Source organism: Ectothiorhodospira sp. 9100 (assembly GCF_022227565.1).
Taxonomy (GTDB): Bacteria; Pseudomonadota; Gammaproteobacteria; order Ectothiorhodospirales; family Ectothiorhodospiraceae; genus Ectothiorhodospira; species Ectothiorhodospira marina.
Map to the genome: position 1 here is coordinate 1 of NZ_JAJNAN010000029.1, position 22,695 is coordinate 22,695.

At 62.1% G+C, this 22,695-nt stretch carries 18 protein-coding genes; 3 read left to right on the forward strand and 15 right to left on the reverse strand.

Features of this window, described 5'->3' with window-relative positions; translation table 11 throughout:
- From brxC to LPW29_RS10035, 9 genes are all read right to left on the reverse strand, one after another.
- Positions 1-2,064 (reverse strand): BREX system P-loop protein BrxC (gene brxC / locus LPW29_RS09995; protein WP_238627878.1); only part of this gene is annotated, 2,064 nt, incomplete at its 3' end.
- A gap of 43 nt (positions 2,065-2,107) precedes the next feature.
- Positions 2,108-2,719 (reverse strand): DUF1788 domain-containing protein, encoded by a 612-nt coding sequence (locus LPW29_RS10000; protein WP_238627879.1) that lies wholly within the window; start codon positions 2,717-2,719, stop codon positions 2,108-2,110.
- On the reverse strand, positions 2,716-3,330 hold the full coding sequence (locus LPW29_RS10005; RefSeq protein ID WP_238627880.1) for a DUF1819 family protein: 615 nt from the start codon (positions 3,328-3,330) through the stop codon (positions 2,716-2,718). Before LPW29_RS10005 ends, LPW29_RS10000 begins: the two co-directional genes overlap by 4 nt.
- Entirely contained in the window at positions 3,327-3,539 is a 213-nt protein-coding gene (locus LPW29_RS10010; protein WP_238627881.1) for a helix-turn-helix domain-containing protein, read from the reverse strand. Before LPW29_RS10010 ends, LPW29_RS10005 begins: the two co-directional genes overlap by 4 nt.
- 226 nt (positions 3,540-3,765) lie before the next feature.
- Positions 3,766-4,749 carry an NAD(P)/FAD-dependent oxidoreductase gene (locus tag LPW29_RS10015; RefSeq protein WP_238627882.1) on the reverse strand — a complete coding sequence of 328 codons (984 nt, stop codon included), beginning with the start codon at positions 4,747-4,749 and terminating at the stop codon, positions 3,766-3,768.
- Between the two features lie 44 nt (positions 4,750-4,793).
- Complete coding sequence (locus tag LPW29_RS10020; protein ID WP_238627883.1) at positions 4,794-6,317, reverse strand: cobyric acid synthase; 1,524 nt, start codon at positions 6,315-6,317, stop codon at positions 4,794-4,796.
- A gap of 14 nt (positions 6,318-6,331) precedes the next feature.
- Positions 6,332-7,897 carry a cobyric acid synthase gene (locus LPW29_RS10025; RefSeq protein ID WP_370642783.1) on the reverse strand — a complete coding sequence of 522 codons (1,566 nt, stop codon included), beginning with the start codon at positions 7,895-7,897 and terminating at the stop codon, positions 6,332-6,334.
- A gap of 90 nt (positions 7,898-7,987) precedes the next feature.
- A complete protein-coding gene (gene bchE / locus LPW29_RS10030; protein ID WP_238627884.1) occupies positions 7,988-9,673 on the reverse strand; it encodes a magnesium-protoporphyrin IX monomethyl ester anaerobic oxidative cyclase in 1,686 nt (561 codons plus the stop codon).
- 177 nt (positions 9,674-9,850) lie between these two features.
- Complete coding sequence (locus LPW29_RS10035; protein ID WP_238627885.1) at positions 9,851-10,207, reverse strand: cysteine-rich small domain-containing protein; 357 nt, start codon at positions 10,205-10,207, stop codon at positions 9,851-9,853.
- A 398-nt stretch (positions 10,208-10,605) separates the two neighbouring features.
- On the opposite strand from LPW29_RS10035, the gene LPW29_RS10040 reads away from it, so the two are divergent.
- The 3 genes from LPW29_RS10040 to LPW29_RS10050 all read left to right on the forward strand — a co-directional run bounded on the left by LPW29_RS10040 (position 10,606) and on the right by LPW29_RS10050 (position 15,685).
- Complete coding sequence (locus LPW29_RS10040; protein WP_238627886.1) at positions 10,606-12,549, forward strand: PrkA family serine protein kinase; 1,944 nt, start codon at positions 10,606-10,608, stop codon at positions 12,547-12,549.
- Between the two features lie 28 nt (positions 12,550-12,577).
- The gene (locus LPW29_RS10045) at positions 12,578-13,861 is read left to right on the forward strand and encodes a YeaH/YhbH family protein (RefSeq protein ID WP_238627887.1); all 1,284 of its coding nucleotides are present in this window, start codon (positions 12,578-12,580) and stop codon (positions 13,859-13,861) included.
- Positions 13,862-14,143: 282 nt separating this feature from the next.
- Positions 14,144-15,685 carry a SpoVR family protein gene (locus LPW29_RS10050; protein ID WP_238627888.1) on the forward strand — a complete coding sequence of 514 codons (1,542 nt, stop codon included), beginning with the start codon at positions 14,144-14,146 and terminating at the stop codon, positions 15,683-15,685.
- Here LPW29_RS10050 and hemF read toward each other — a convergent pair.
- The 6 genes from hemF to LPW29_RS10080 all read right to left on the reverse strand — a co-directional run bounded on the left by hemF (position 15,676) and on the right by LPW29_RS10080 (position 22,638).
- Positions 15,676-16,614 (reverse strand): oxygen-dependent coproporphyrinogen oxidase, encoded by a 939-nt coding sequence (hemF, locus tag LPW29_RS10055; RefSeq protein WP_370642785.1) that lies wholly within the window; start codon positions 16,612-16,614, stop codon positions 15,676-15,678. The genes LPW29_RS10050 and hemF overlap by 10 nt on opposite strands.
- 15 nt (positions 16,615-16,629) lie before the next feature.
- Positions 16,630-17,193 (reverse strand): L-threonylcarbamoyladenylate synthase, encoded by a 564-nt coding sequence (locus LPW29_RS10060; protein ID WP_238627890.1) that lies wholly within the window; start codon positions 17,191-17,193, stop codon positions 16,630-16,632.
- Between the two features lie 15 nt (positions 17,194-17,208).
- Positions 17,209-19,788 carry a DNA topoisomerase I gene (locus LPW29_RS10065; protein WP_238627891.1) on the reverse strand — a complete coding sequence of 860 codons (2,580 nt, stop codon included), beginning with the start codon at positions 19,786-19,788 and terminating at the stop codon, positions 17,209-17,211.
- A gap of 31 nt (positions 19,789-19,819) precedes the next feature.
- Positions 19,820-20,293: a DUF494 family protein gene (locus tag LPW29_RS10070; RefSeq protein WP_238627892.1), complete on the reverse strand. Its 474-nt coding sequence runs from the start codon at positions 20,291-20,293 to the stop codon at positions 19,820-19,822.
- Positions 20,294-20,307: 14 nt separating this feature from the next.
- Entirely contained in the window at positions 20,308-21,435 is a 1,128-nt protein-coding gene (gene dprA / locus LPW29_RS10075; RefSeq protein WP_238627893.1) for a DNA-processing protein DprA, read from the reverse strand.
- 66 nt (positions 21,436-21,501) lie between these two features.
- Positions 21,502-22,638 (reverse strand): LysM peptidoglycan-binding domain-containing protein, encoded by a 1,137-nt coding sequence (locus LPW29_RS10080; RefSeq protein WP_443112353.1) that lies wholly within the window; start codon positions 22,636-22,638, stop codon positions 21,502-21,504.
- Positions 22,639-22,695: the final 57 nt, after the last annotated feature.

Sequence of the window (22,695 nt, forward strand, 5' to 3'; positions counted from 1 at the left end):
ACTCTTGTCATTCAGGATGCGTTTGACGGCTGCCTGCTGGGTGACCGAAATATTCTGCTTGATGTATTTCTCGGTACGCTTGAACATGAGCAGATCACGCACCAAGCGCTCGTCCGACGGCATGAGCACAAACAGCTCGTCCGCCTTATACGTTGAGGCTGTACGGAGCATTTGCTCGTTGTCGGTATGCTCATGGAACGGACTGATGACATTGATCGACAGCTCGTATTCACGACCATGCAGACGATCATCCAGTTTGCGCGAATAGGCGTAGTCCTGCCCCTGATTCTGGGATGAGCCCGCGTCATGGCGGATCTTGCGCTGCTTGATGACATGGTCGAAGACGATCTTTTCCAGCTCGTCCGCAACATCCGATGATTCCACCTCCGTGTTCTTGATCTCCTGCTCGACGTCCTTTTCCTCATCCGTGAGGTACTCGTACTGATCTCCATTACGCTGTATGTAGGTCTGTTGCTCCAGGAGACTGAGGGCCTCCTCGACCCTGTCGCGAAGCGCCGGCAGGTCCTGTTCGAAGGCGTCCAGCATCAACACGCAGAGGTTGCGCACCGTGGGCTTGAACTCTTTGACATACTTCACCAGAAACAGGGCTTTCAGCAGGCGGATGGCGAAGGCGTTATCCAGGTGGTTCTCTGCCTGGATAATCGCACGCTGTATTTGTGATTTCAGTGCAGAGCGTATGCCCTCAAACATCAGGTCGAAGGTAGCCAGCTGACCCACTTCGTGGTTGCTGATCTGGATGGCCACCTGCTGGAAAACGCCCAGCATGGAGCGTTCACCGACAGAGCTATGCTTACCCTCAAAGGCATTATGCTGCGACAGATTCTGGATTGCTGATTGGAACAGCGCGAACTGGTATGGGGCAAAGGGGTAGCTGTGGATGAAGTGGTCCCTGTCCCGGAAGTTTCGGTAGGTGGCCGATCCATCTGCGAAGCCGAAGAGTGTTTTGAAGTTATTGGCTTGAGCATGGTAGACGTCCGATAGCTGATTGACGCCATCTTCGGTCTTGGTCAGCAGACGCTTCTGGATGACCTCTGCAACGTCCGCGCTGGACAGCTTCATGCGGTTATTGAAGCGCGCTTGAATTTTCGTGAAGTCGTGGCCCTGCTGTTTGCTCATTTCGCCCACCACGTCTTTCATCTCTTCCTGCGCGGTGACGATAATCCAGGCCCGGCCCCGACATTTGGTGGCGAGGCTCTCGGCAATGGTTTGCAGATTGGTCATCAGCTTGGTGTTGTCGGCGATATACTGACCGACCTCATCCACAAAAAAGTTGAGGCGGAACTCTTCGTGCCCCCCCTCTTTTGCCTGCTTCTCAATGTACGCATTCACGTTGTCCGCGAAATCCTCAATCGACACTCGGTATTCGCTGCGGTACTTGTCGAGAATGCCCGCTGCTGACTGCTGGTCGCCGCCGGTCACAGCCGCGTAGGCGTTGGCGATATTGGCACCCTCCAGGAGCGCTTGCTCCCGGCCTTTGTGCCAGGAACGACCGGCGATGCCCTCGTACTCGTTTTTGAACTGCTGGTACAGGCCGCGGCTGTCCAGATCGCGCTCAAACTGTGCAATGTGCCCTTGCTTGCCATAGTAGCCACACATCTCGTCGAAGACTTTAACGAACACGGCTAAAAGGGCATCGATCTGGGTTTTGCTAATGACATCGGCTTTCTGGTCAATGTTGAACAGAATGCTCTTTGCCGGAATTGAGACGGCTCGCTTCAGGTCGCCCCGGAGAATTTCATTGTCACTGCATTTGGGGAGGAACAGATCCAGGGTGGAGGCACCACCCATTTCCCGGTTCTCGAGCAACAGGGCCAGCATCTTGAGCAGGTGCGACTTACCTGACCCGAAGAAGCCGGACACCCATACACCGTTGGCGCCTTCGTAATTGTTGTAAGCATCCAGAAACTCTTCAAGACGCTTCTCGACTTCGTTGGTCAGTACGTATTCTTCAATCTCGAGGCGAAGACTGGCTTCATCATCGGCTTTGATGACGCCTTCAATGGGGCGGTCAACGGGCTTTAGAAAAATGTTCTTCAATGTCATTGCACTTTTCCTTGATGGTTACGCCTCGAATGCTGTCGTCCGTTCAGGCTTCGTAATGAAAGATGTTGAATGCACGATAGTACTTGTCGTCATGCAGCCGGCCGAACAAGTCCAGTGATGCCCCGGTTTCCAGCGAGTGGGTGTAGGACCCAGGGAAAAACATCACCGTTGGCCGGTCTTTGGCCGTGCTTTGCAGGTTGTTGAGCACGTTATGGGAGCGTATGTAGGGGAATATTTCCCCCACCCCGGAAAGAAACAGGACATCAAACTCATCGGGGTGGAGTTTTGCCGCAATGGCGGGTACCAAGTGAGCTTCAGGGTCAAGCACACCCTGTAATAATTCTTTCAGTTGATCCTTGGAGACGGTGGGCTCGAGCTGCACCACCTGGTCCCAGATTTCTCTTTGTTTCAGGATATCGATGGCAAGGTCATACAGGTTGATGCTCAGAATCCTGATGCCCGCTTGCTCTAGGCGATTGACCAACTGCCGCTGAAGACGCTCCATTTCGACCGCTTCTTCTGGCTGGAAGGGGCAGATGAAGAATGGCACTTCATTACCCAAGCCTTGTTTGTGCAGGAATCGCTGACCGGAAACCACGCTGAACAAGTGCTGTAGCCGATCCTGCATCGGCATTTTGGCAATGTCTTGAGTCAAGTGGACATCCCTTTGATATCTGATTCATGGACTGGAAAGTAAAGACACTCATCAGGTTGGTGCTGACTCAGCAGCTCGACCAGCCTCGGGCTTAGCAGCACCGCGTTGATGGTTTTGTCTTTCCCTAACAACCCAGCCTCACGCAGCATCCTGAACAGAACCTGCCGTAATTTGTTGCGCGTTGAAGCGCTGGCGTTATCAAGCTCGTCATGCCATTCCGATTTGCGGTTATAGAAGGCATCGAAGTCCTCGAAGCTGAGGTCCAGATTCATCATAATGAACCGCTCATGGATCACTTCCACCGCAAAGTCCGCAATCAATTGGTACAGACGACACACCGCAACCCATAGGAGGTGAGCCTGATCCTGGTGGTTGGCCTCTGGCAGGAACGCCAGTTCGCGATCGTTCAACCTCTGCAGGCGTGCTAGAGCCTCTCTGCAGGTGCGCTTTGCCGTGCTTTCGGTCCTGGCCTGGAGCAGGTTGTCACGCAGCGCTTGCGCCCGAACTTCTTCCCAGTCACGGAGCGAGAGGTACAGTTCGGCCAACTTCACCGATTCGCGGTGATACAGGCTGCCGGACGTGAAGGAGATGCGATACCTGCCCTCGGTCATTCGCGACGCTCACCTTTGCGTGGTGTTTCGGCGGCTCCCCCGGCTTTGACCCACTCGTCTACCTCGAGCTTTTTGAACTTCCAAAATCGTCCCATACGGTGGGCGGGCATCGCGTGTTTGTCGATCCAGCGGTACACGGTGTCATTGCTGACACCAAGGTGCTTGCCTATCTCGTCTACTGATAACCAGCGATCTTCCAGCTCGGCCATGTTTTCGTTTCCTATGGGCGATGGTGTTGCCACCCCATCTGAGGAGGCACGGTCACGTGGGCGCAGCAGCCCTAAACCACGTGGACTGGTCAATATATAGGGGCATAACCCTGCTTCCAACCGATTTGACCCGTATAGACCAGCAAAGATTGACTCCGCGCCGGGGAGACAATTGACGCCCGAGTACGGACGGGGGGCTTCCTGGTCAAGGAAGGAGTGGTGTCTGTCAGGCAGAGGGTTCCGGGTTGGGTCCTTTGGCCTGACCCTGGTCGACGCCTGTGGACCGGATCACCGCCGCAGCCAGTGCCTCGCCGCTGTCGAAGGCCGCTTCCACACGGGCGCCAAGGGCCCAGTCGCCGCAGGCACCGATCCGCTGTTGGGCATCCCATAGGCATGGTGTTCCGACGGCCTGCTCCACACGGGCATACAACCAGCGGTGAACCTGCCAATGGAACGGCTGCGCCTTGCCCACAATGGCACGCAAGGCTTCCAGCAGGGGTTCACCCAGTGTCTCGGCCGGCGTGTCCACGTGGGCCCGTGACCATTCGCTGCCGGCATGGGCTACCACGGTTTCAGGTTCGGCGTCCCGCCCCGGCTTGGTGGCATTGCGGGCGATCCATGCCAACGGCCCCTGGGTGGGCTCAAGTGCCACATCGGGAAGTGAGAGGGGGTGATCGAACGCGGCCATCAATGTGATCGTGGGGGCGTAGCGCACCTGCGCCATTGCCGGGAACTGGATCCCCGCAGTGGCGGCCAGGGTGATGGCCTGGGGGGCGGGAATGGCCAGTAGGACGGCGTCGAAGGGCTTTGCCAGGGCCTCATGATCCGGGCCTGGCTCAGCGTGCAGGTGCCAGCCCTCCGGATGGTGTTCCAGATGTGTGATCCGACAGTTGCGATGAATGTTCAGGCCGTGGGCCATGGCCCAGGCCGGCGCGGTCATGCCGGGGCAACCGACCAGTCGGTCTGGTCCCCATTCCGCGACGACCCCCTCCTGCTGCCAGCCTCGCACGTATGCCTTCAGTGACTCGCCTCGCGCAGTGAAGTATTGCGCCCCGTGATCGAATCGCAATGCGTCGGCATGGCGGGTGGCCATGCGCCCGCCCAGGCCCCGACTTTTTTCGAGCACCGTACAGTCATACCCCTGGTCCGCCAGGCGTCGTGCGGCAGCCAGTCCGGCCATACCGGCACCAATGATCGCAATACGGTTCATGGGCAGGCCTCGAATGCCATTGATTTCATCAGTTTGCGGTCCCTCTAGCGCTGTTTGGGCCCCGGTGGTCGCGCCAGTTCCCATAGCCGATCCAGGTCAAGATCCTCTTCCAGCTGATCCGCAAAGGCATTCAGCGTGGCCTCCACTCGCTCAGCGTAATGGAGCCCGGAGGTTTTTGCACCCAGGCCTTCCAGCCAGTGGCGACGGAAGCCGTCGGCAGCGAAGATACCGTGGACGTATCCACCCATGATGCGGCCATCGGCGGAGCGGGCACCTTCGGGACGGGTGTCTTCGGTGTCCTCAAGGGTGAGCCAGGGGGTTTCCAGGGCGGGGCCGGTGGTGCGGCCCATGTGCATCTCGTAGCCGGTGAGGCTTTGGCCGCTGCGCTGGTCCCTGGCGTCCAGGTCCAGCAGGCGCTTGTCGCCGGTGAGGGTGGTTTCCATGTCCAGCAGGCCCAGGCCAGGGGTGTCGCCGGCCGAACCCTCGATCCCGTCCGGGTCACGAATCATCCGGCCCAGCATCTGGTAGCCGGCGCACAGGCCCACCACATGGCCGCCGTGGCGCACGTGGGTGTGGATGTCGTGGTGCCAGCCTTCCCGGTAGAGGCATTCCAGGTCACTGCGGGTGGCCTTGGAGCCGGGCAGCAGGACCACGTCGGCGTCCCGGGGGAGGGGTTGGCCCGGGGCAATCCAGCGCACGTCCACGCCCGGTTCGGCGGCCAGGGGGTCCAGGTCGTCGAAGTTGGCCACCCGGGGCAGGCGTGGCACAACGATGCGCAGACCGCGACCTGAACCTGAATGCTGCTGGTCCAGGGCCAGTGAGTCCTCCTGGGCCAGGCGCGTGGCACCATCGAACCAGCGGATCAGGCCCAGGTTGGGCCAGCCGGTGGCCTGGGTCATCTCCTCGGCGGCGGGGGCGAAGACCGCTGGATCGCCGCGAAAGCGGTTCACCAGATAGCCCTGGACGCGGCCTCGCTCCGAGTCGGTCCAGAGCTGGTGCGAGCCGAGCACGGAGGCAGTGATGCCGCCCCGGGCGTCCTCACCCAGCAGGATGACGGGAATGTCCGCCGCCTCAGCCAGCCCCATGTTGGTGATGTCGCGGGCCCGCAGATAGCGTTCCGAGCCGCAACCCGCCCCTTCGATGAGCACCAGGTCTGCCTCGGCGGCCAGGCGGTGCAGGCTGTCCACCACGGCGGGCAGCAGGTCCGTCTTCATGGCCTGATAGCCGGCGGCGGACCAAGTGCCCAGCACCCGGCCCCGCAATACCACCTGGCTGTCCCTGTCGCTCTGGGGTTTGAGCAGGACCGGGTTCATGTGGACCGAATTGGATGCGTCGCAGGCCAGGGCCTGCAGGGCCTGGGCCCGCCCGATCTCGCCCCGTACGGGCGTGCCATCGGCCCGGGTTGGGGCATCCGAGTCCACGGTGACGGCGGCATTGTTGCTCATGTTCTGCGCCTTGAAGGGGCGCACGGTCAGGCCGCGGCGGGTGAAGGCCCGGCACAGGCCGGCCACCACCAGGCTCTTGCCTACATCGGCATTGGTGCCCTGGATCATGAGAACGCGGGCCATCTTCACCCCTGATGTCATGTGGCCAGCGCCAGCAACGCGTCCAGGTCCAGGTTGTCTTCGCAATGATCCGCCAGGGCCTCCAGGGCGGCTTCCACACGGGCCTCATAATCCAGGGTCGAGGCCTCGGCGCCTACCCGGCGCAGCCAGTGGGCGCGGAAGTCATCATTGCCAAAGATCCCATGCACGTAGGCGCCGGCGACCCGGCCATCGGCAGACATGGCGCCTTCAGGGCGGGGCTTGCCTTGTTTGTCCTCCAGCATCAGCCAGGGGCGTTCCAGCCCGGCGCCGTATGTGCGGCCCATGTGCATCTCGTAGCCGGTGACACGGCAGCCGCTGGTCTGGTCTGTGGCATTCAGGTCGATGAGCTTTTTCTCACCACTGATCTCGGTGTCCACGTCCAGCAGTCCAAGCCCCGGTGTCTCGCCGGGTTCCCCCTCGATACCCTGGGGGTCGCGCACCACCCGGCCCAGCATCTGGAATCCGGCGCACAGGCCCACCACGCACCCGCCCTGGCGCACATGGGCCAGGATGTCGATATCCCAGCCCTCACGGCGCATCACTTCAAGATCCGCGCGGGTGGACTTGGAGCCTGGCAGGATGACCACATCGGTTTCCCGGGGTATCGGTGTGCCGGGCTTCACCCAGTGCACGCTCACGCCCGGTTCGGCCGCCAGGGGGTCCAGATCATCGAAATTGGCCACCCGGGAGAACTGCGGTACGGCGATGTTGAGGCCGTGACCCTCACCTTCCGCGGGCCTCTCCAGGGCCAGGGAGTCTTCCGCCGGTAGCCGCGAGGCGGATTCGAACCAGCGCACCACCCCCAGCCAGGGCCAGCCGGTGCGCTGGGTCATGAGTTCGCAGGCGGGCTCGAACAGGGACAGATCGCCCCGGAACTTGTTGATGATGTAACCCACCACGCGGGCATTCTCGGCCTCGTTGAGCAGGGCATGGGTGCCCACGATCGCCGCCAGGGCACCGCCCCGGTCGATGTCGCCCAGCACCACCACCGGCAGGTCGGCCAGTTCCGCCAGCTTCATGTTGGTGATGTCGGACTTGCGCAGGTACACCTCGGCGCCGCTGCCGGCGCCCTCCACCAGCACCAGGTCCGCCTGGGCGGCGGTGCGGTGAAAGCTGTCCAGCACCGCCGGCAGCAACTGTGGCTTCATCTTGTGATAGACCTTGGCCCGGCAATTCCCCAGCACTCGACCGCGCAGCACCACCTGGGAGCCGATGAGGGTCTGGGGCTTGAGCAGCACCGGGTTCATGTGGATGGAGGGCTCCACACCGCAGGCGCGGGCCTGCAAGGCCTGGGCGCGACCGATCTCGCCCCGGGGCACCTGGCCATCGGATCCCGGCGGTAAGTCGCTGTCGGCGGTGACGGCGGCATTGTTGCTCATGTTCTGTGCCTTGAAGGGCCGCACCTTGAGCCCCCGGCGGGCATAGGCCCGACATAGGCCGGCCACCAGCAGGCTCTTGCCCACATCCGAGCTGGTGCCCTGGATCATCAGCGCTTTGGCCTGGCGGAGGCCGGCCTGGGGCAGGGCGGGAAAGTCGATGGGGGCAGTAGGGTCATCGATCACAGGGTTTTTCCTCAGCAGACAGCAAAAGGGCGCCCCATGGGCGCCCTTTACAATTGCGGATCAGGTTAGAGCAGGGTCGGCCTGATTGGATCAGGCGTTTTCCTTGATCTTCTCCTTGATCTTGGCGTCGTCCAAGCTCTCTTCAAGCTGCTGATCGCCACCACCACAGATTTTCACCTGAGACGGATCCATCTGCGAGGCCTCGGTAGCCGCACCGGCCTTGGCGGGCTTGCCGCCACGCTTGCGGGCCGGGGCACTCTTCCACTTGACGATCTGCTCTTCCAGTTGGGCGTCCGGCTTGACCAGCTTGCGGGAGTGGTCGAACTTCCAGTCCACCGTCTTGCGGGACTGCGGACCCCAGTAACCGGCCTTGCCCAGGTCGTAGAAGCGGCGCTCGAAGGCGCTCTTCAAGAAGGCCTTGAGGCAGCCCAGGAGGTACTTGCGGCGCAGCGGGTTGCGCTCCCAGGGATAACCCAGGAAGGCCTTCTTCATGTAGAAGCGGCGGTAGTTGTGCATCACCCGGTCCAGCAGTTCGCCCCGGGTCATGGCCGTGGGCTTCATGATGGGGGTGACGAAGTTGTACTTGGCGAAATCGTGGATCTCCACCTTGTCTCCCATCTCGGTGTACAGGTCCGAGAAGGGCCAGGGGGTGAACATGGCCCAGTTGGCCATGTCCGGATTCCAGTCCATGCACAGCTTGAAGGTCTCTTCCAGGGTCTCGGCGGTCTCGTTCTCCAGGCCGACGATGAACTGGGCCTCAGTGACGATGCCGGCGTTGCGCAGCAGTTCGATGGCGCGCTTGTTCTGGGCCACCGTGGTTTCCTTGACGAACAGGTCCAGGTTGAGCTGTGCGGCGGCCTCGGTGCCCAGGGAGATGTGTACCAGGCCCGCCTTGCGGTAGAAGGGCAGCAGATCCTCGTCGCGCATGACGTCAGTCACGCGGGTGTTGATACCCCAGAGCACGCCCAGGTCGCGGTCGATGAGCTCCTGACAGAACTCAACGAACTTGGCCTTGTTGATGGTGGGCTCCTCGTCGGCGAGGATGAAGAAGCCGACACCGTGCTCCTTGACCAGGATCTCGATCTCGTCCACCACCTTCTTGGGATCGCGCACCCGGTAGTCACGCCAGAACTTCCACTGGGAGCAGAAGCTACAGGTGAAGGGGCAGCCCCGGGCCATGTTGGGGGTGGCCACGGGCACGCCCATGGGGATGTAGATGTATTTCTTCCAGTCCAGCACGCCCCAGTCGGGGATGATGGAGTCCACGTCGCGGATGGTGGGGGCAGCGGGCGTGGCCACCACCTGGTCGTCTTCCACGTAGGCGATGCCGCGCACTTCACTGCGGGCTTCCGGCCAACGACCTTCATCCACAGTGCGCACCAGATCCAGGGTGACGGCCTCGCCCTCACCACGGATGATGGCATCGATCCACGGGGCTTCGGTAAGCACCTGCTGGAACATGAAGGTGGCGTGAATTCCGCCCAGCAGGGTCACTGCGTTGGGGCAGGCTTCCTTGGCGATCTTGAGGGTTTCCTCCGCCTTGTAGATGGCGGGGGTCACTGCGGTACAGGCGATGATGTCCGGCTGGGCCTCGGCGAAGATCTTGCGCAGATCCTCGTCGGAGATGTCGTCGGTCATGGCGTCCACGAAGGTGTAGTCCGTGTAGCCATGGGTCTTGAGGTAGCCGGCCAGATAGGCCACCCAGGCGGGGGACCATTTACCGGCGATTTCGGCGCCCCCGGAATGATAGTTCGGATGGACGAAGAGGATTCGCATACGTACGCTCCCGCGAAAAGGATTTATCGCCCCCGCCCGGCGGGCGGAGGCGAACAATACAGGCGGGGCAGATTCCTTGGTCCCCGGATCGCCTGATCCTACCCGCGCGTTTTAAAGACTGTCAACCTTGGTGGACAGTTGGTGGGCTGGGCCTTGATTTCACGTGATCTCGGTCAATCACTCCCCTGTCGAGCCTGCCCGTCGGGGTTCTGCCTCCTCGGGCAGGCTGACTGTGTATCGGGTCTGCTCATGACCATCCCACAGGATGGGCCGTTCCAGCCATTTCTGGATGAAACTCCACGATTGCAGGTAGCCGTTATGGGGCAGGTTGCAGGGGCTGCAGTCCTTGCGTTTCATGCCGTGGCGGTCGGTGATCACGCGGTAAGGGCCAGGGCACTCGTAGGCGATCAATGGGCAATAACAGAACAGGCAATTGAACTCGCGTTTCACGCCCTGGTGGCAGGGCATGAACGGGCAAGCGTCGTTGGTGAAACCCTTGAAGGCCTCGTTGATGGTGCTGTCTTTGGGTTCCATGTTGAACTCCGGTCCCCGGAGGCGGGGAAGTTGGGTCATTGGCCCGCGGATCATGAATGCCCGCTGCCATGGTCTATGCTCAGTCAATATCCGGCAGATCCATTTTACCGGGTTGCCGAGTGGGTGAGGGTGCGCCTGCACAATCCTGAGACAAAAACCCGGGTATGCACAGGAACTGCTTGCCCGGGGCACCGTCCAACTCAAGAGACGAGCCACGGGCCACGCTTTGAAAAGGCACGGGCATCCCACCCACGATCCCATGGCAGGCCTTTCCCTCCCGGGCCCCGTTCGAGCAACGGGGCGGCCTGGCGAATCGGGTGCGACAACATCTGACTGTGGTATCCCCTTTACATGGGGAATGCCCAGTGTGATCGGACTCCAACAAGGGGGTGATTACGATGGATTCGGCCGAAGCCTTGATTGCGCAGTATGCACGTTCCTATCAGAAACGGCAGGAGGCCGACATGTCTCTGAGTGAGTACCTGGAAGGATGCCGGGACGATCCCATGCGGTATGCCACCGCGGCCGAGCGCCTGGTGCAGGCCATCGGCGAACCCAGGATTGTGGACACCGCCAAGGATGAGCGCCTGGGTCGCATCTTCATGAATCGCACCATCAAGGTGTATCCCGCCTTTGAGGATTTTTACGGGATGGAGGAGACCATCGAGCGCATCGTCGGTTTCTTCCGCTATGCGGCACAGGGTCTTGAAGAGCGCAAGCAGATCCTCTATCTGCTGGGCCCGGTGGGGGGCGGCAAATCGTCCCTGGCGGAGCGGCTCAAGGCGCTCATGGAGAAGTTTCCCGTCTATGTGCTCAAGGCCGGCGACGAGGTCTCCCCGGTGTTCGAGAGCCCCCTGGGGCTGTTTGATCCGGCCATGGGGCAGGATCTGGAAGAGCGTTTCGGGATTCCCCGTCGGCGTCTCTCGGGGCTGATGTCGCCTTGGGCGGTCAAGCGGCTGGATGAGTTTGGTGGTGATATCTCCCGGTTCTCGGTGGGCCGTGTCTTTCCCTCGCGACTGCGGCAGATCGCGGTGTCCAAGACGGAACCGGGGGATGAGAACAACCAGGATATCTCCTCGCTGGTGGGCAAGGTGGATATCCGCAAGCTGGAACTGTACAGCCAGAACGATACCGATGCCTACAGCTACTCCGGCGGCCTGAATCGGGCCAATCAGGGCATCCTGGAATTCGTCGAGATGTTCAAGGCGCCCATCAAGATGCTGCATCCCCTGCTCACTGCCACTCAGGAAGGCAACTACATGGGGTCGGAGAATATCGGTGCCATCCCCTACCAGGGGATCATCATGGCTCACTCCAACGAGTCCGAGTGGCAGGCCTTCAAGAACAACAAGAATAACGAGGCCTTCATCGACCGCATCTCCGTCGTCAAGGTGCCCTACTGCCTGCGGATGAATGAGGAGACGCGGATCTACGAGAAGCTCATCCAGACCAGCGAACTGGCGGAGGCCTCCTGCGCGCCGGCCACCCTGGACATGCTGGCCAAGTTCTCGGTGCTCAGTCGCCTGCGCCAGCACGAGAACTCCAATCTGTTTTCCAAGATGCGGGTCTACAACGGTGAGAGCCTCAAGGATACCGATCCCAAAGCCAAGTCCATGCAGGAATACCGTGACATGGCCGGTGTGGATGAGGGCATGGATGGGGTTTCCACCCGCTTTGCCTTCAAGGTGCTCTCCGAGACCTTCAATTACGACACCCGTGAGGTGGCTGCCGATCCGGTACACCTGCTCTACATGCTGGAGCAGTCCATTCGTCGTCAGCAGTTCCCGGAGGAGACGGAGCGGCGTTACCTGGAGTTCATCAAGGCGGAACTGGCACCGCGCTATGCGGACTTCATCGGCAACGAGATCCAGAAGGCGTATCTGGAGTCCTATAGCGACTTCGGGCAGAACCTCTTCGAGCGTTACGTGGCCTATGCCGATGCCTGGATCGAGGATCATGATTTCAAGGATCCGGATACCGGCCAGTTGCTGGACCGTCAGTCCCTCAACCAGGAACTGACCAAGATCGAGAAGGCTGCCGGGATCGCCAACCCCAAGGATTTTCGTAACGAGGTGGTCAAGTTCGCCCTGCGCTCCCAAGCCGCTCAGGGGGGCAAGATGCCCTCATGGACCTCCTACGAGAAGATCCGCGAGGTGATCGAGAAGCGCATGTTCAGCCAGGTGGAGGACCTGCTGCCGGTGATCAGCTTCGGGGCCAAGACGGACTCGGAGATGGAGCGCAAGCACAACGACTTTGTGCAGCGCATGGTGGAACGCGGTTATACCGAACGCCAGGTCCGCCGGTTGGTGGAATGGTACATGCGAGTCAAGCAGGCGGGCTGAGGCCTGGTCTGCGGGAGGTGCGCCCCCTGTGGTGAATATCGTCGACCGCCGTCTGAACCCCAAGGACAAGAGCCTGGCCAATCGCCAGCGCTTCATCGGCCGTGCCAAGCGTCAGATCCTGGACGCGGTGCGGGACGTGTCGTCACGTCGCAAGGTGGCGGACATCGGTCATGGCGGGGAGGAGATCAGCATCCCCGCCGATGGCCTGCAGGAGCCCAGTTTCCGCAAGGGTACGGGCCGTGGCGTGAGGGACCACGTGGTGCCCGGCAATAAGGAGTTCGTGGCCGGTGACACCATTGCGCGGCCGGAAGGCGGGCAGGGCGGGCGCGGTCGGGGCGGCAGTCCGCAGGGCGAGGGCGAGGATCCCTTCCAGTTCACGGTGAGCAAGGATGAGTTCCTCGACCTGTTCTTCGAGAACCTGGAACTGCCCGATCTGGTGCGCACCCAGGTGACCAAGGTGGAGCGCCATGGCATCCAGCGGGCCGGTTATTCCGTGTCCGGCTCACCCTCCAACCTCAACCTGGCGCGGACCATGCGCAATTCCCTCTCCCGTCGCCTGGCCCTGCGCCGGCCCAAACGGGAGGAAACCCGTGCCCTGGACGAGGAGATCGACCGCCTGGAGCGCACCGGCAAGGAGCCTGAACGGCTGCGGAAGCTCATCCAGATGCGGGAGGAGGCCACCCGGCGCACCCGGTCCATTCCCTATATCGACCCCATCGACCTGCGTTACAACCGGTTTACCCCGGTGCCCCGGCCCATCTCCCAGGCCGTCATGTTCTGTCTGATGGATGTTTCCGGCTCCATGACCGAGGACATGAAGGATCTGGCCAAGCGATTCTTCATGCTGCTGTTTCTCTTTTTGCAGCGGCGTTATCGGTATGTGGACATCGTCTTCATCCGCCACACCCACATTGCCCAGGAGGTAGATGAAGACACCTTCTTCTACTCCCGGGAGACGGGCGGCACCCTGGTGTCGCCAGCCCTGGATGAGATGCGCAAGGTGGTGGCAGATCGCTATGACCCGGCGGACTGGAACATCTATGCGGCGCAGGCTTCCGATGGGGACAACACGCCCGCCGACAACCCGGCGGTGCTGGAGATGATGGAATCGGTGATCCTGCCGGTGTGTCGGTATTTCGCCTACATCGAGGTGGCGGAAGATCGGGGCTGGGAGATGACCACGGATCTGTGGCAGGTGTATGAGCGCCTGGCAACCTCCGGCCGCCCCCTGGCCATGCGCAAGGTGCGTGACCGGGGGGATATCTTCCCGGTGTTCCGGGATCTGTTCACGCCGGTGGAGCTGAGACGGTAGGTGCCCGCTGCGCCCCTCATCCCCAGCCCTTCTCCCCGGAGGGGAGAAGGGAGCCACCTGTTGTTGGAGGGGAGGAAGGGAGCCACCTGTTGTTGGAGGGGAGGAAGGGAGCCACCTGTTGTTGGAGGGGAGAAGGGAGTCAGCTGTTGTCGGAGGGGAGAAGGGAGCGCATGTTCCCGGAGGAGAGAAGCTGGTTCGAGCCCCTCTCCCCTTTGGGGAGAGGGGTTGGGGTGAGGGGGGAGGTGAAGCCCGGATGATCGCAAAACCAGGAGACCAAAGACCATGAATGCCATTGCCCCACTCCTCTACACCGGTGCCGATTGGGATTACGCCCTGATCAAACGGGCCCATGACGCCATCGAGCGCATCGCCATCGATGAGATGGGCCTGGATCCCTACCCCAGTCAGGTGGAGGTGATCAGTTCCGAGCAGATGCTGGATGCGTACTCCTCCATGGGCATGCCCCTGTTCTACCGGCACTGGTCCTTCGGCAAGCATTTTGCGCGCGACGAAATGTACTACCGCAAGGGCATGACGGGTCTGGCCTACGAGATCGTCATCAACTCCAACCCCTGCCTGTGCTACATCATGGAAGAGAACACCATGACCATGCAGACCCTGGTCATGGCCCATGCCGCCTTCGGGCATAGCCATTTCTTCAAGAACAATCACCTGTTCAAGTCATGGACCGACGCCGAGGGCATCCTGGACTACCTGGATTTCGCCAAGTCCTATGTGGCTCAGTGCGAGGAACGCTATGGTCGCTGGGAGGTGGAACGGGTGCTGGATGCCGCCCACGCCCTGATGTCCCACGGGGTGCACCGCTACCCGCGTCGACAGCCCCTCAATCTGGTGCAGGAAATGCAGCGCAAGCGTGACCGGGCCCGCTACGAGGAGCAGACCTTCAACGACCTGTGGCGCACCCTGCCGCGTCGCGGTGATGAAGATGAGGAGCCTGGCGCCCAGGATGTGAGTGCACGTCGCCAGGCCCTGGGTCTGCCCGAGGAAAATCTGTTGTATTTTCTGGAGAAACGGGCGCCCAGGCTGGAGCACTGGCAGCGGGAGATCCTGCGCATCGTGCGCATGGTGTCGCAATATTTCTATCCGCAGAAACAGACCAAGGTGATGAACGAAGGCTGCGCCACCTCGGTGCACTATCACATCATGAACCGGCTCCATGAGACCGGTCAGGTGACCGAAGGGGCCTTCATGGAGTTTCTGCACCAGCACACCAATGTGGTGTTCCAGCCGGAATTCGATGACCCGCGTTTCTCGGGCATCAACCCCTATGCTCTGGGTTTCAATATCCTGCAGGACCTCAAGCGGGTGTGCCTTGCGCCCACGGAGGAGGATCGGCGCTGGTTCCCGGAGATTGCCGGCAACGGGGATTTCCTGGGTACCTGGAAGCACGCCTGGGCGGAATACCGGGACGAGAGCTTTATCCTTCAGTTCCTGGGGCCGAAGGTGATGCGGGACATGCGCCTGTTCGCTGTTCACGATGATGCGGATGAGCCCCATCTGAAGGTGGAAGCCATTCATGACGACGCAGGCTATCGGGAGGTGCGTCGGGCCTTGTCAGCCCAATACGACCTGGCCCGGCACGAGCCGGATATCCAGGTGGTGGACGTGGATCTGGCCGGGGATCGCAAGCTGATCCTGGAGCATCGTGCCCAGGATGGTCGTCTGCTGGAAGAAAAGGACGCCCGGCGCGTGCTTCAGCATCTGGCCAATCTATGGGGTTATGCCGTGCGCCTGTATGAGGTGGACGCCCGCACCGATACAGTGATCAACGAGTTTGTGGACGTGGAGCCCGCTCAGGCCTGATGACGAACCGCCGGGCTCAGCCAGTCCCTGGGCTGGAGGAACCGTTCCACCAATTCAGCCTCGGGGGTGCCCGGTTTTGCCTGGTGATTGTATTCCCAGCGCACCAGCGGTGGCATGGACATGAGAATGGACTCGGTGCGCCCCCCCGACTGCAAACCGAACAGCGTCCCCCGGTCGTAGAGCAGATTGAACTCCACATAACGCCCGCGCCGGTACAATTGGAAATCCCGTTGTGATTGCGTGTAGGGCGTGTCCTTGCGGCGCTCGACAATGGGCCCAAAGCCATCCAGATAGCCATCCCCCACCCGCTGCACGAACTCGAAGCAGCGCTCGAAACCCCAGGCATTCAGGTCATCGAAGAACAGACCGCCCACACCCCGTGATTCGTTGCGGTGATTCAGGAAGAAGTATTCGTCACAGGCTGCCTTGAAACGTGGGTAGACATCATCCCCAAAGGGCTGGCATACCCGCCGGGCATTTTCATGCCAGTGTACGCAGTCGGCCTCCACACCGTAATAGGGGGTGAGATCGAAGCCACCACCGAACCACCATACCGGTGCCTCCCCAGGCTTCTCGGCCAGAAAAAAGCGCACATTGGCGTGCGAACTGGGCACATGGGGGTTCAGGGGGTGGATCACCAGGGAGACGCCGGTGGCCTCAAAGCTGCGTCCGGCCAGTTCCGGTCGTCGCGTACTGGCCGTCTGCGGCAGCCGCCCCCCCCGCACGTGGGAAAAATTGACCCCGGCCTGTTCGAAGACCGTGCCACCCTTGAGCACCCGGCTGCGGCCACCGCCGCCCTCGGCGCGCTCCCAGCCGTCGTCCACCCAGGGGGCCTTCGGGTCCACTTTTGCCAGTTGCCGACAAATGTTGTCCTGCAGGTGGCGGAAGTAGTCCAGGATGGGGGGCAGTTGAGGTGTGTCGCTCATGATCCTTGCTCGGTCGCGTCAGCCATCCCGAACGATGTCGCCGGTGACCAGATCCCGAATCTCGCTGGGTTTCTCCCGGCCCCCGGTCTCACCCTCCAGGATGGTGTCCAGTAACTGGCCCAGGGCCTGCTGTACCGTGTGTGCATCCCGGGCCGGCGCCTCGCCGGAGCGATTGGCGCTGGTGGAGACCAGGGCACCCCCGGCCTGTCGGCAGAGATCTGCCGCAAGAGGGTGATCGGTGATACGCACGGCCAGTACGTCCCGATTTCCGGTGAGCCAGCGGGGCACGTCGGGCCGGCAGGGCCAAAGCCAGGTGACAGGGCCCGGCCAACGGGCCATGGCCCGTGCGTGGAGCGCCGCGTCCACGGGCCGCAGAAACGGCCCCAGCTGGGAAAAATCGGCAGCGATAAGGATCAGCCCCTTGTCGGGCAGCCGGTGTTTCGCGGTCAACAGGCGATGTACCGCCAGTTCGTTGCGAGGGTCACAGCCCAGGCCGAACACTGCCTCGGTGGGGTAGGCCACCAAGCCTCCACCGCGGATCATGGCGGCGGCATGCTGCACGTCCCGGGTCAGTCTGGCCATCCGAGATGCCTGTGATCAGGTGCCGCTGGAGACGCCGGCCGTGCTGTCCTCGGCCGATTTCTTGCCTTGACGGGAGGTCGCTTTCCCCGTGGACGCCTTGGCCTTGGTACCGCTGCCCGTGGACTTCTTGCTGGTGCTGGTGGTCTTGGCCTTGGTGGTGGACTTGCTGGCGGCCTTCGTGGCCGTCTTGCCGGTCTCCGGGGATGCGTCCGAGGTCTTTTTCGTGGTGCTCGCCTTGGTGGTGGTTTTCTTGGACGTGGCGGCCTTCTTGGTCGCCGCCTTCTTGGCTGGAGCCTTGCGACCACGGCCCTTCTTCTCGGGCGCCGCGGCAAGCAGCGCCTGGCATTGCTCCAGGGTCAGGTCCTTGGGTTCCTGATCCTTGGGGATGCGGGCATTCTTGGCGCCGTTGGTGATATAGGGGCCGTAACGGCCGTTGAGCACCTGGATGCCTTCCTCCTCGAAGGTCTTGATGAAGCGGTTGGCGTCGATTTCCTTCTTCTCGGCCACCAGTTCCAGGGCTCGGGGGAGTTCGATGGTGTAAGGGTCGTCTTCCTTCTTCAAGGAAGCATAGCGGTCCCCGAATTTCACGTAGGGGCCAAAGCGACCGATGTTCACCAGCACCGGCTCCCCTTCAGGGGTTTCTCCCAGTTCGCGGGGAAGCTTGAACAGGGCCATGGCCTCGTCCATGGTGATGCTGTCCATCTTCTGGCCGGGCCGCAGACCCGCGAAACGGGGCTTTTCCTCGTCGTCCTTGGTGCCGATCTGCACGAAGGGCCCGTAGCGGCCCATGCGCACCGAGACGGGTCGGCCCGACTTGGGATCGGTCCCGATTTCCCGTGCCTGCACGGCTTCCTCACGGGTGACCGAGGCATCCTTCTCCTTCACCTGCTCATGGAACTGGTTCCAGAACCGTTCCATCACCGGCACCCATTCCTTCTCGCCCCGGGAGATCTCGTCCAGTTCATCCTCGAGCCGCGCGGTGAAGTCGTAGTCCACGTACTGGGTGAAGTGCTGGGTGAGGAAAGTGTTGACGATGCGGCCGATGTCCGTGGGCACGAAACGCCGATTCACCAGCTCGGCGTATTCCCGTTGCAACAGGGTGCTGATGATGGAGGCATAGGTGGAGGGCCGACCGATGCCATGTTCCTCCAGCGCCTTCACCAGGCTGGCCTCGGAGTAACGCGGCGGGGGTTCGGTGAAGTGCTGGTCTGCCTGCACGTCCCGCAGGTCGATATCCTCGCCTTCCTTGAGTTCCGGCAACAGACGTTCGTCGCTTTCCACCTTGGCGTCGTCCTGGTCTTCCCGATAGACGGCCATGAAGCCGGGGTCGCGCACGGAGGAACCGGTGGCCCGGAAGACATGGTCCGCGCTGCCTGCCTGCAGATCGGCCGCCACCGTGTCCAGGATGGCGTGGATCATCTGGCAGGCCACGGTGCGTTTCCACACCAGGTCGTAGAGCCGGGCCTGGTCCTGGGAGAGATGGGATTTCACCTCGTCGGGCAGGCGTTGTACCGATGTGGGGCGGATGGCCTCGTGGGCCTCCTGGGCGTTCTTGGACTTGGTCTTGTAGATGCGCGGACTGTCCGGCACCTTCTCCTTGCCGTAACGCTCCCCGATCAGCCCCCGTATCTCCTGAATGGCGTCATTGGACAGGGTGAAGGAGTCGGTTCGCATATAGGTGATCAGGCCGATGGGCCCGCTGCCCAGGTCGATACCCTCGTAGAGTTGCTGCGCCACCCGCATGGTACGGCTGGCGGAGAAGCCCAGCTTGCGCGAGGCCTCCTGCTGCAGGGTGGAGGTGGTGAAGGGGGCAGCCGGGTTGCGGCGCCGCTGCTTCTTTTCCACCTTGGCCACATGCAGGCGCCCGTTCGCGGACGCCATCAGGGTCTCGCGGGCCTTCTGGGCATCGGTCTCGTTGTTGATGTCGAACTGTTCCAGCTTCTTGCCGGCGTAGACCTGCAACCGGGCCGTGAAGTCCTCGGTATCCTTGGCCGCATGGGCATCCACTGTCCAGTATTCCTGACTGACAAAGGCCTCGATCTCCTGTTCCCGCTCCACGATCATGCGCAGGGCCGGGCTCTGTACCCGTCCGGCGGACAGACCACGCTTGATCTTCTTCCATAGCAGCGGTGAGAGATTGAAACCCACCAGGTAGTCCAGGGCGCGGCGCGCCTGCTGGGCATTGATCAGGTCGTTGGACAGGCCACGGGGGTATTCGATGGCTTCGCGTACCGCCCGCTGGGTGATCTCATGGAATACGACCCGCTGGGTGTCCTTATCCTTGAGCAGGCCACGCTCGTTCAGCAACTCGTAGAGGTGCCAGGAAATGGCCTCTCCCTCACGGTCGGGGTCAGTGGCCAGAATCAGGCTATCGGCCTTTTTCAGTGCCCGGGCGATGCTCTCCACATGCTTTTCATTGCGATCAATGATCTGATAGTTCATGTGGAAGCCATGCTCGGTGTCCACGGCACCCTCCTTGGGCACCAGGTCGCGCACATGACCATAGGAGGCCAATACCTCAAAATCATTTCCGAGGTACTTCTTGATGGTCTTGGCCTTGGCGGGCGATTCGACGATGACCAGGTGCTTGCTCATGGCCTGGCTACCTGTGTTGTGTGGCAGGGGGTCAGTGCAGATACTCCGGCGGGTTCTCGAACATCAGGCTCTCGAGCCAGGTGTAGGCGGCCTCCTGGCCAGGCTGATTGAAGAGCACCATGAGGGTGATCCATTTGAGTTCATCCAGGCCGATCTCTTCCGTGTCCAGGTCCATGACGCGGTTGATCACCACCTCACGGGTGGATGGGCTGAGCACGCCATTTTGCTCCAGGAACAGCAGGAAGCCACGGCTGGTGGCATCCATACGGTTCATCTCGGGCTCCGTGTAAAGGCGCAGCGCCGAGTCGGTGTGCAGGGTCTTGAGCGAGGTGTCCTGGTTGGCCAGGTTCTCCAGCCAGTCAAAGGCCTTGTTGATTTCGGCGACCGGGAAGCCGGCATCCAGCAGCAGGTTATGCAGCTGCTCGCGATCCGGCTCCAACTCCGTATCGTCATCAATATAATTTTCAAACAGATACATCAATACGTCGAGCACGTTCTCTTTCATCTTCGCTATTCCGGCTACAGGCGGACGTAACGACCACCGGACAGTGAGGCCACCTGGCCGCGCAACTCCATGAGCAGCAGCATGGAGGAAACCATGGCCACGGTCAATCCAGTGCGGCCCACCAGTTGATCCACCGAAACCGGGTCGTGACCCATGGCTTCCAGCAGGTGTGCGTGGTCCGGTTCCGGCGCCCCGGGCGGGTCAGGGCGATCGCTGGCGTGCCCGGGGAAGGCCGGGGTGGGGAGCGGGGGCGTCGCAGGAACAAGGGCATGAGCCCCCAGCTCCTCCAGGATGTCATCGGCTGTTTCCACCAGCTTGGCGCCCTCGCGGATCAGACGGTGGCAGCCCCGGGCCATGGGGTTGTGGATGGAGCCGGGGATGGCGAAAACCTCGCGCCCTTGTTCCACGGCACGGCGTGCCGTGATGAGAGAGCCGCTGCGGGCCGCGGCCTCCACCACCAGGGTGCCGATGCTCAGGCCCGAGAGAATGCGGTTGCGACGGGGAAAGTGTTCCCGCTTGACCTGTGTGCCCACGGGAAATTCCGTGACCATGGCCCCCTCGGCCACCAGACGTCGGGCCAGGGACCGATGGGTGCCCGGGTAGATGCGGTCCGGGCCCGTGCCGGTGACGGCTACCGTCAGGCCGCCTGCCGCCAGGGCGCCCCCATGGGCCGCGGCGTCCACCCCCCGTGCCAGGCCGCTGGCGATCACCAGGCCCTGGCGTGCCAGATGGGCGCTGAAGGCCTCGGCAGTCTCGCGGCCGCCCGGGGTGGGGTGGCGACTGCCCACCACGGCCAGCATGGGCCAGTGCAGCACCTGGGGGTCGCCCACCACGTACAGCACGGGGGGCGGCGTGGCAATGTCCCGCAGGCGCGGCGGGTAACCGGCATCTTCCAGGGTCAGGATGTGGTGATGATCCATCGTCGCCCAGTCCAGGTCGGCGGTCACGCCGGCAGGTGGGTGATCCCCTTCCAGGACGGCAATGGCCTCGTCCCTCAGGTCCAGACCGCGCCAGGCACCGCGAGGGGCTTTCAGGAAGGCCTCGGGTGTGCCGTATTGATCCAGGATGCGACGAAACAGGGCGGGCCCGACGCCGGGGGTGTGCCACAGGTGAAGCCAGGATGTGAGGACAGCCGTGTCCATGATCGTTGAGGGTCTCAGGCGTGAAGGGCGGACCGGAGGGTCCGCCCCGAAGCGTACTTCATTGTCTCAGGGGTGTTTGACCGCAAAACCGCGCTCAATCGGATGGGTGGATTCCATCACCAGGGCGTAACTCACCTTTTCGAAGGTGCGAAATACCATCACCAGGCCCACGCGCTCGTCCGGCAGGGTCACGGTCTCGCTGCCGCGCCCGGCAAACCGGTCGCGCACCTCGCGGCCCGACTGATAGGCGGCAAATACATGACCACGTTCGATACCCTCGCGTTCCCCCAGGTTGATGACGGCCACCTGGAATCGGGCAATCTGGCTGATGGCATCGAACAGGGAGATGATCTGCCCCTCGGTCTCTGCGTCCGGCGTGCCGAGGGTGAACAGGAAGGCCTGGTCACTGTCATCCTGAGGCAGCAGTCGGTCGCCGGTGAGGGCCTCCCGGTCGCTGCGGGTGAGTGCCACCGTGGCGGGATCCCCTTCACGTACCAGTTCGGCATCGCCCACGGGGATGGCCTCGAATCCCAGCATTTCCCCGGTGACCGGGTCGCGCAGTTCGCCACCGGCACGGAAGATATTGTAGCGGGTGCCCAAGGGGTCATCGGCCAGGCGCCTGGCATAGACGCGATCATGGGCGCCAAATACCATGCGTTCGTCCTGTGAGGCCAGCAAGTAGGCGGAATCTTCCATCTGCTCCTCTGTCACAATACGAGGACGCACGAGAAACTGTTGCAGGGCCTGGATGGGTACATCAAGGCTGGGTGGAAGCGGTTCGGCGCGTACCCGGGGCGAGAGTCTCACGGTCGGGCGCACGCGGGGGCCGCCATCCACCGTCAGACGCGGGCGTCCATCCACGTAGTACAGTGTGATGATGTCGCCGGGGTAGATCAGGTGCGGGTTGGGGATCTGTGGGTTGGCCACCCACAATTCCGGCCAGTACCAGGGGTCGCGCAGGAAATGGTTGGAAATATCCCAGAGGGTGTCGCCCGGCTGTACCACGTAGCGCTCGGGGGCCGTGGGCTGGATGCGGATCTCGGGTTCTGCCTCGGGCTCCGGCGGCACCTCCGCCCGGGGTGGCTCAGGTATCGGTTCAGGTGATGGCTCGGGCGCGGTGGCGCAACCCGAGGCCAGGAACGCTAGAATAAGCGTCACGACGGACATCGCGTGTCCGACACGCAGCGGATATGGAGCGGACATCGTTCCCCCTCGTCGCCAGGGCGCCTGTGGCCCGGATGCGGTTTGCCCGCCGATCCC

Bases quoted from the DNA above. Each gene is read 5' to 3' on its own strand.
- LPW29_RS10005 (WP_238627880.1), bottom strand. From the start codon at position 3,330: ATGACCGAGGGCAGGTATCGCATCTCCTTCACGTCCGGCAGCCTGTAT.
- LPW29_RS10010 (WP_238627881.1), bottom strand. From the start codon at position 3,539: ATGGCCGAGCTGGAAGATCGCTGGTTATCAGTAGACGAGATAGGCAAG.
- LPW29_RS10015 (WP_238627882.1), bottom strand. From the start codon at position 4,749: ATGAACCGTATTGCGATCATTGGTGCCGGTATGGCCGGACTGGCTGCC.
- LPW29_RS10020 (WP_238627883.1), bottom strand. From the start codon at position 6,317: ATGGCCCGCGTTCTCATGATCCAGGGCACCAATGCCGATGTAGGCAAG.
- bchE (WP_238627884.1), bottom strand. From the start codon at position 9,673: ATGCGAATCCTCTTCGTCCATCCGAACTATCATTCCGGGGGCGCCGAA.
- LPW29_RS10035 (WP_238627885.1), bottom strand. From the start codon at position 10,207: ATGGAACCCAAAGACAGCACCATCAACGAGGCCTTCAAGGGTTTCACC.
- LPW29_RS10040 (WP_238627886.1), top strand. From the start codon at position 10,606: ATGGATTCGGCCGAAGCCTTGATTGCGCAGTATGCACGTTCCTATCAG.
- LPW29_RS10050 (WP_238627888.1), top strand. From the start codon at position 14,144: ATGAATGCCATTGCCCCACTCCTCTACACCGGTGCCGATTGGGATTAC.
- LPW29_RS10060 (WP_238627890.1), bottom strand. From the start codon at position 17,193: ATGGCCAGACTGACCCGGGACGTGCAGCATGCCGCCGCCATGATCCGC.
- LPW29_RS10065 (WP_238627891.1), bottom strand. From the start codon at position 19,788: ATGAGCAAGCACCTGGTCATCGTCGAATCGCCCGCCAAGGCCAAGACC.
- LPW29_RS10070 (WP_238627892.1), bottom strand. From the start codon at position 20,293: ATGAAAGAGAACGTGCTCGACGTATTGATGTATCTGTTTGAAAATTAT.
- dprA (WP_238627893.1), bottom strand. From the start codon at position 21,435: ATGGACACGGCTGTCCTCACATCCTGGCTTCACCTGTGGCACACCCCC.
- LPW29_RS10080 (WP_443112353.1), bottom strand. From the start codon at position 22,638: ATGTCCGCTCCATATCCGCTGCGTGTCGGACACGCGATGTCCGTCGTG.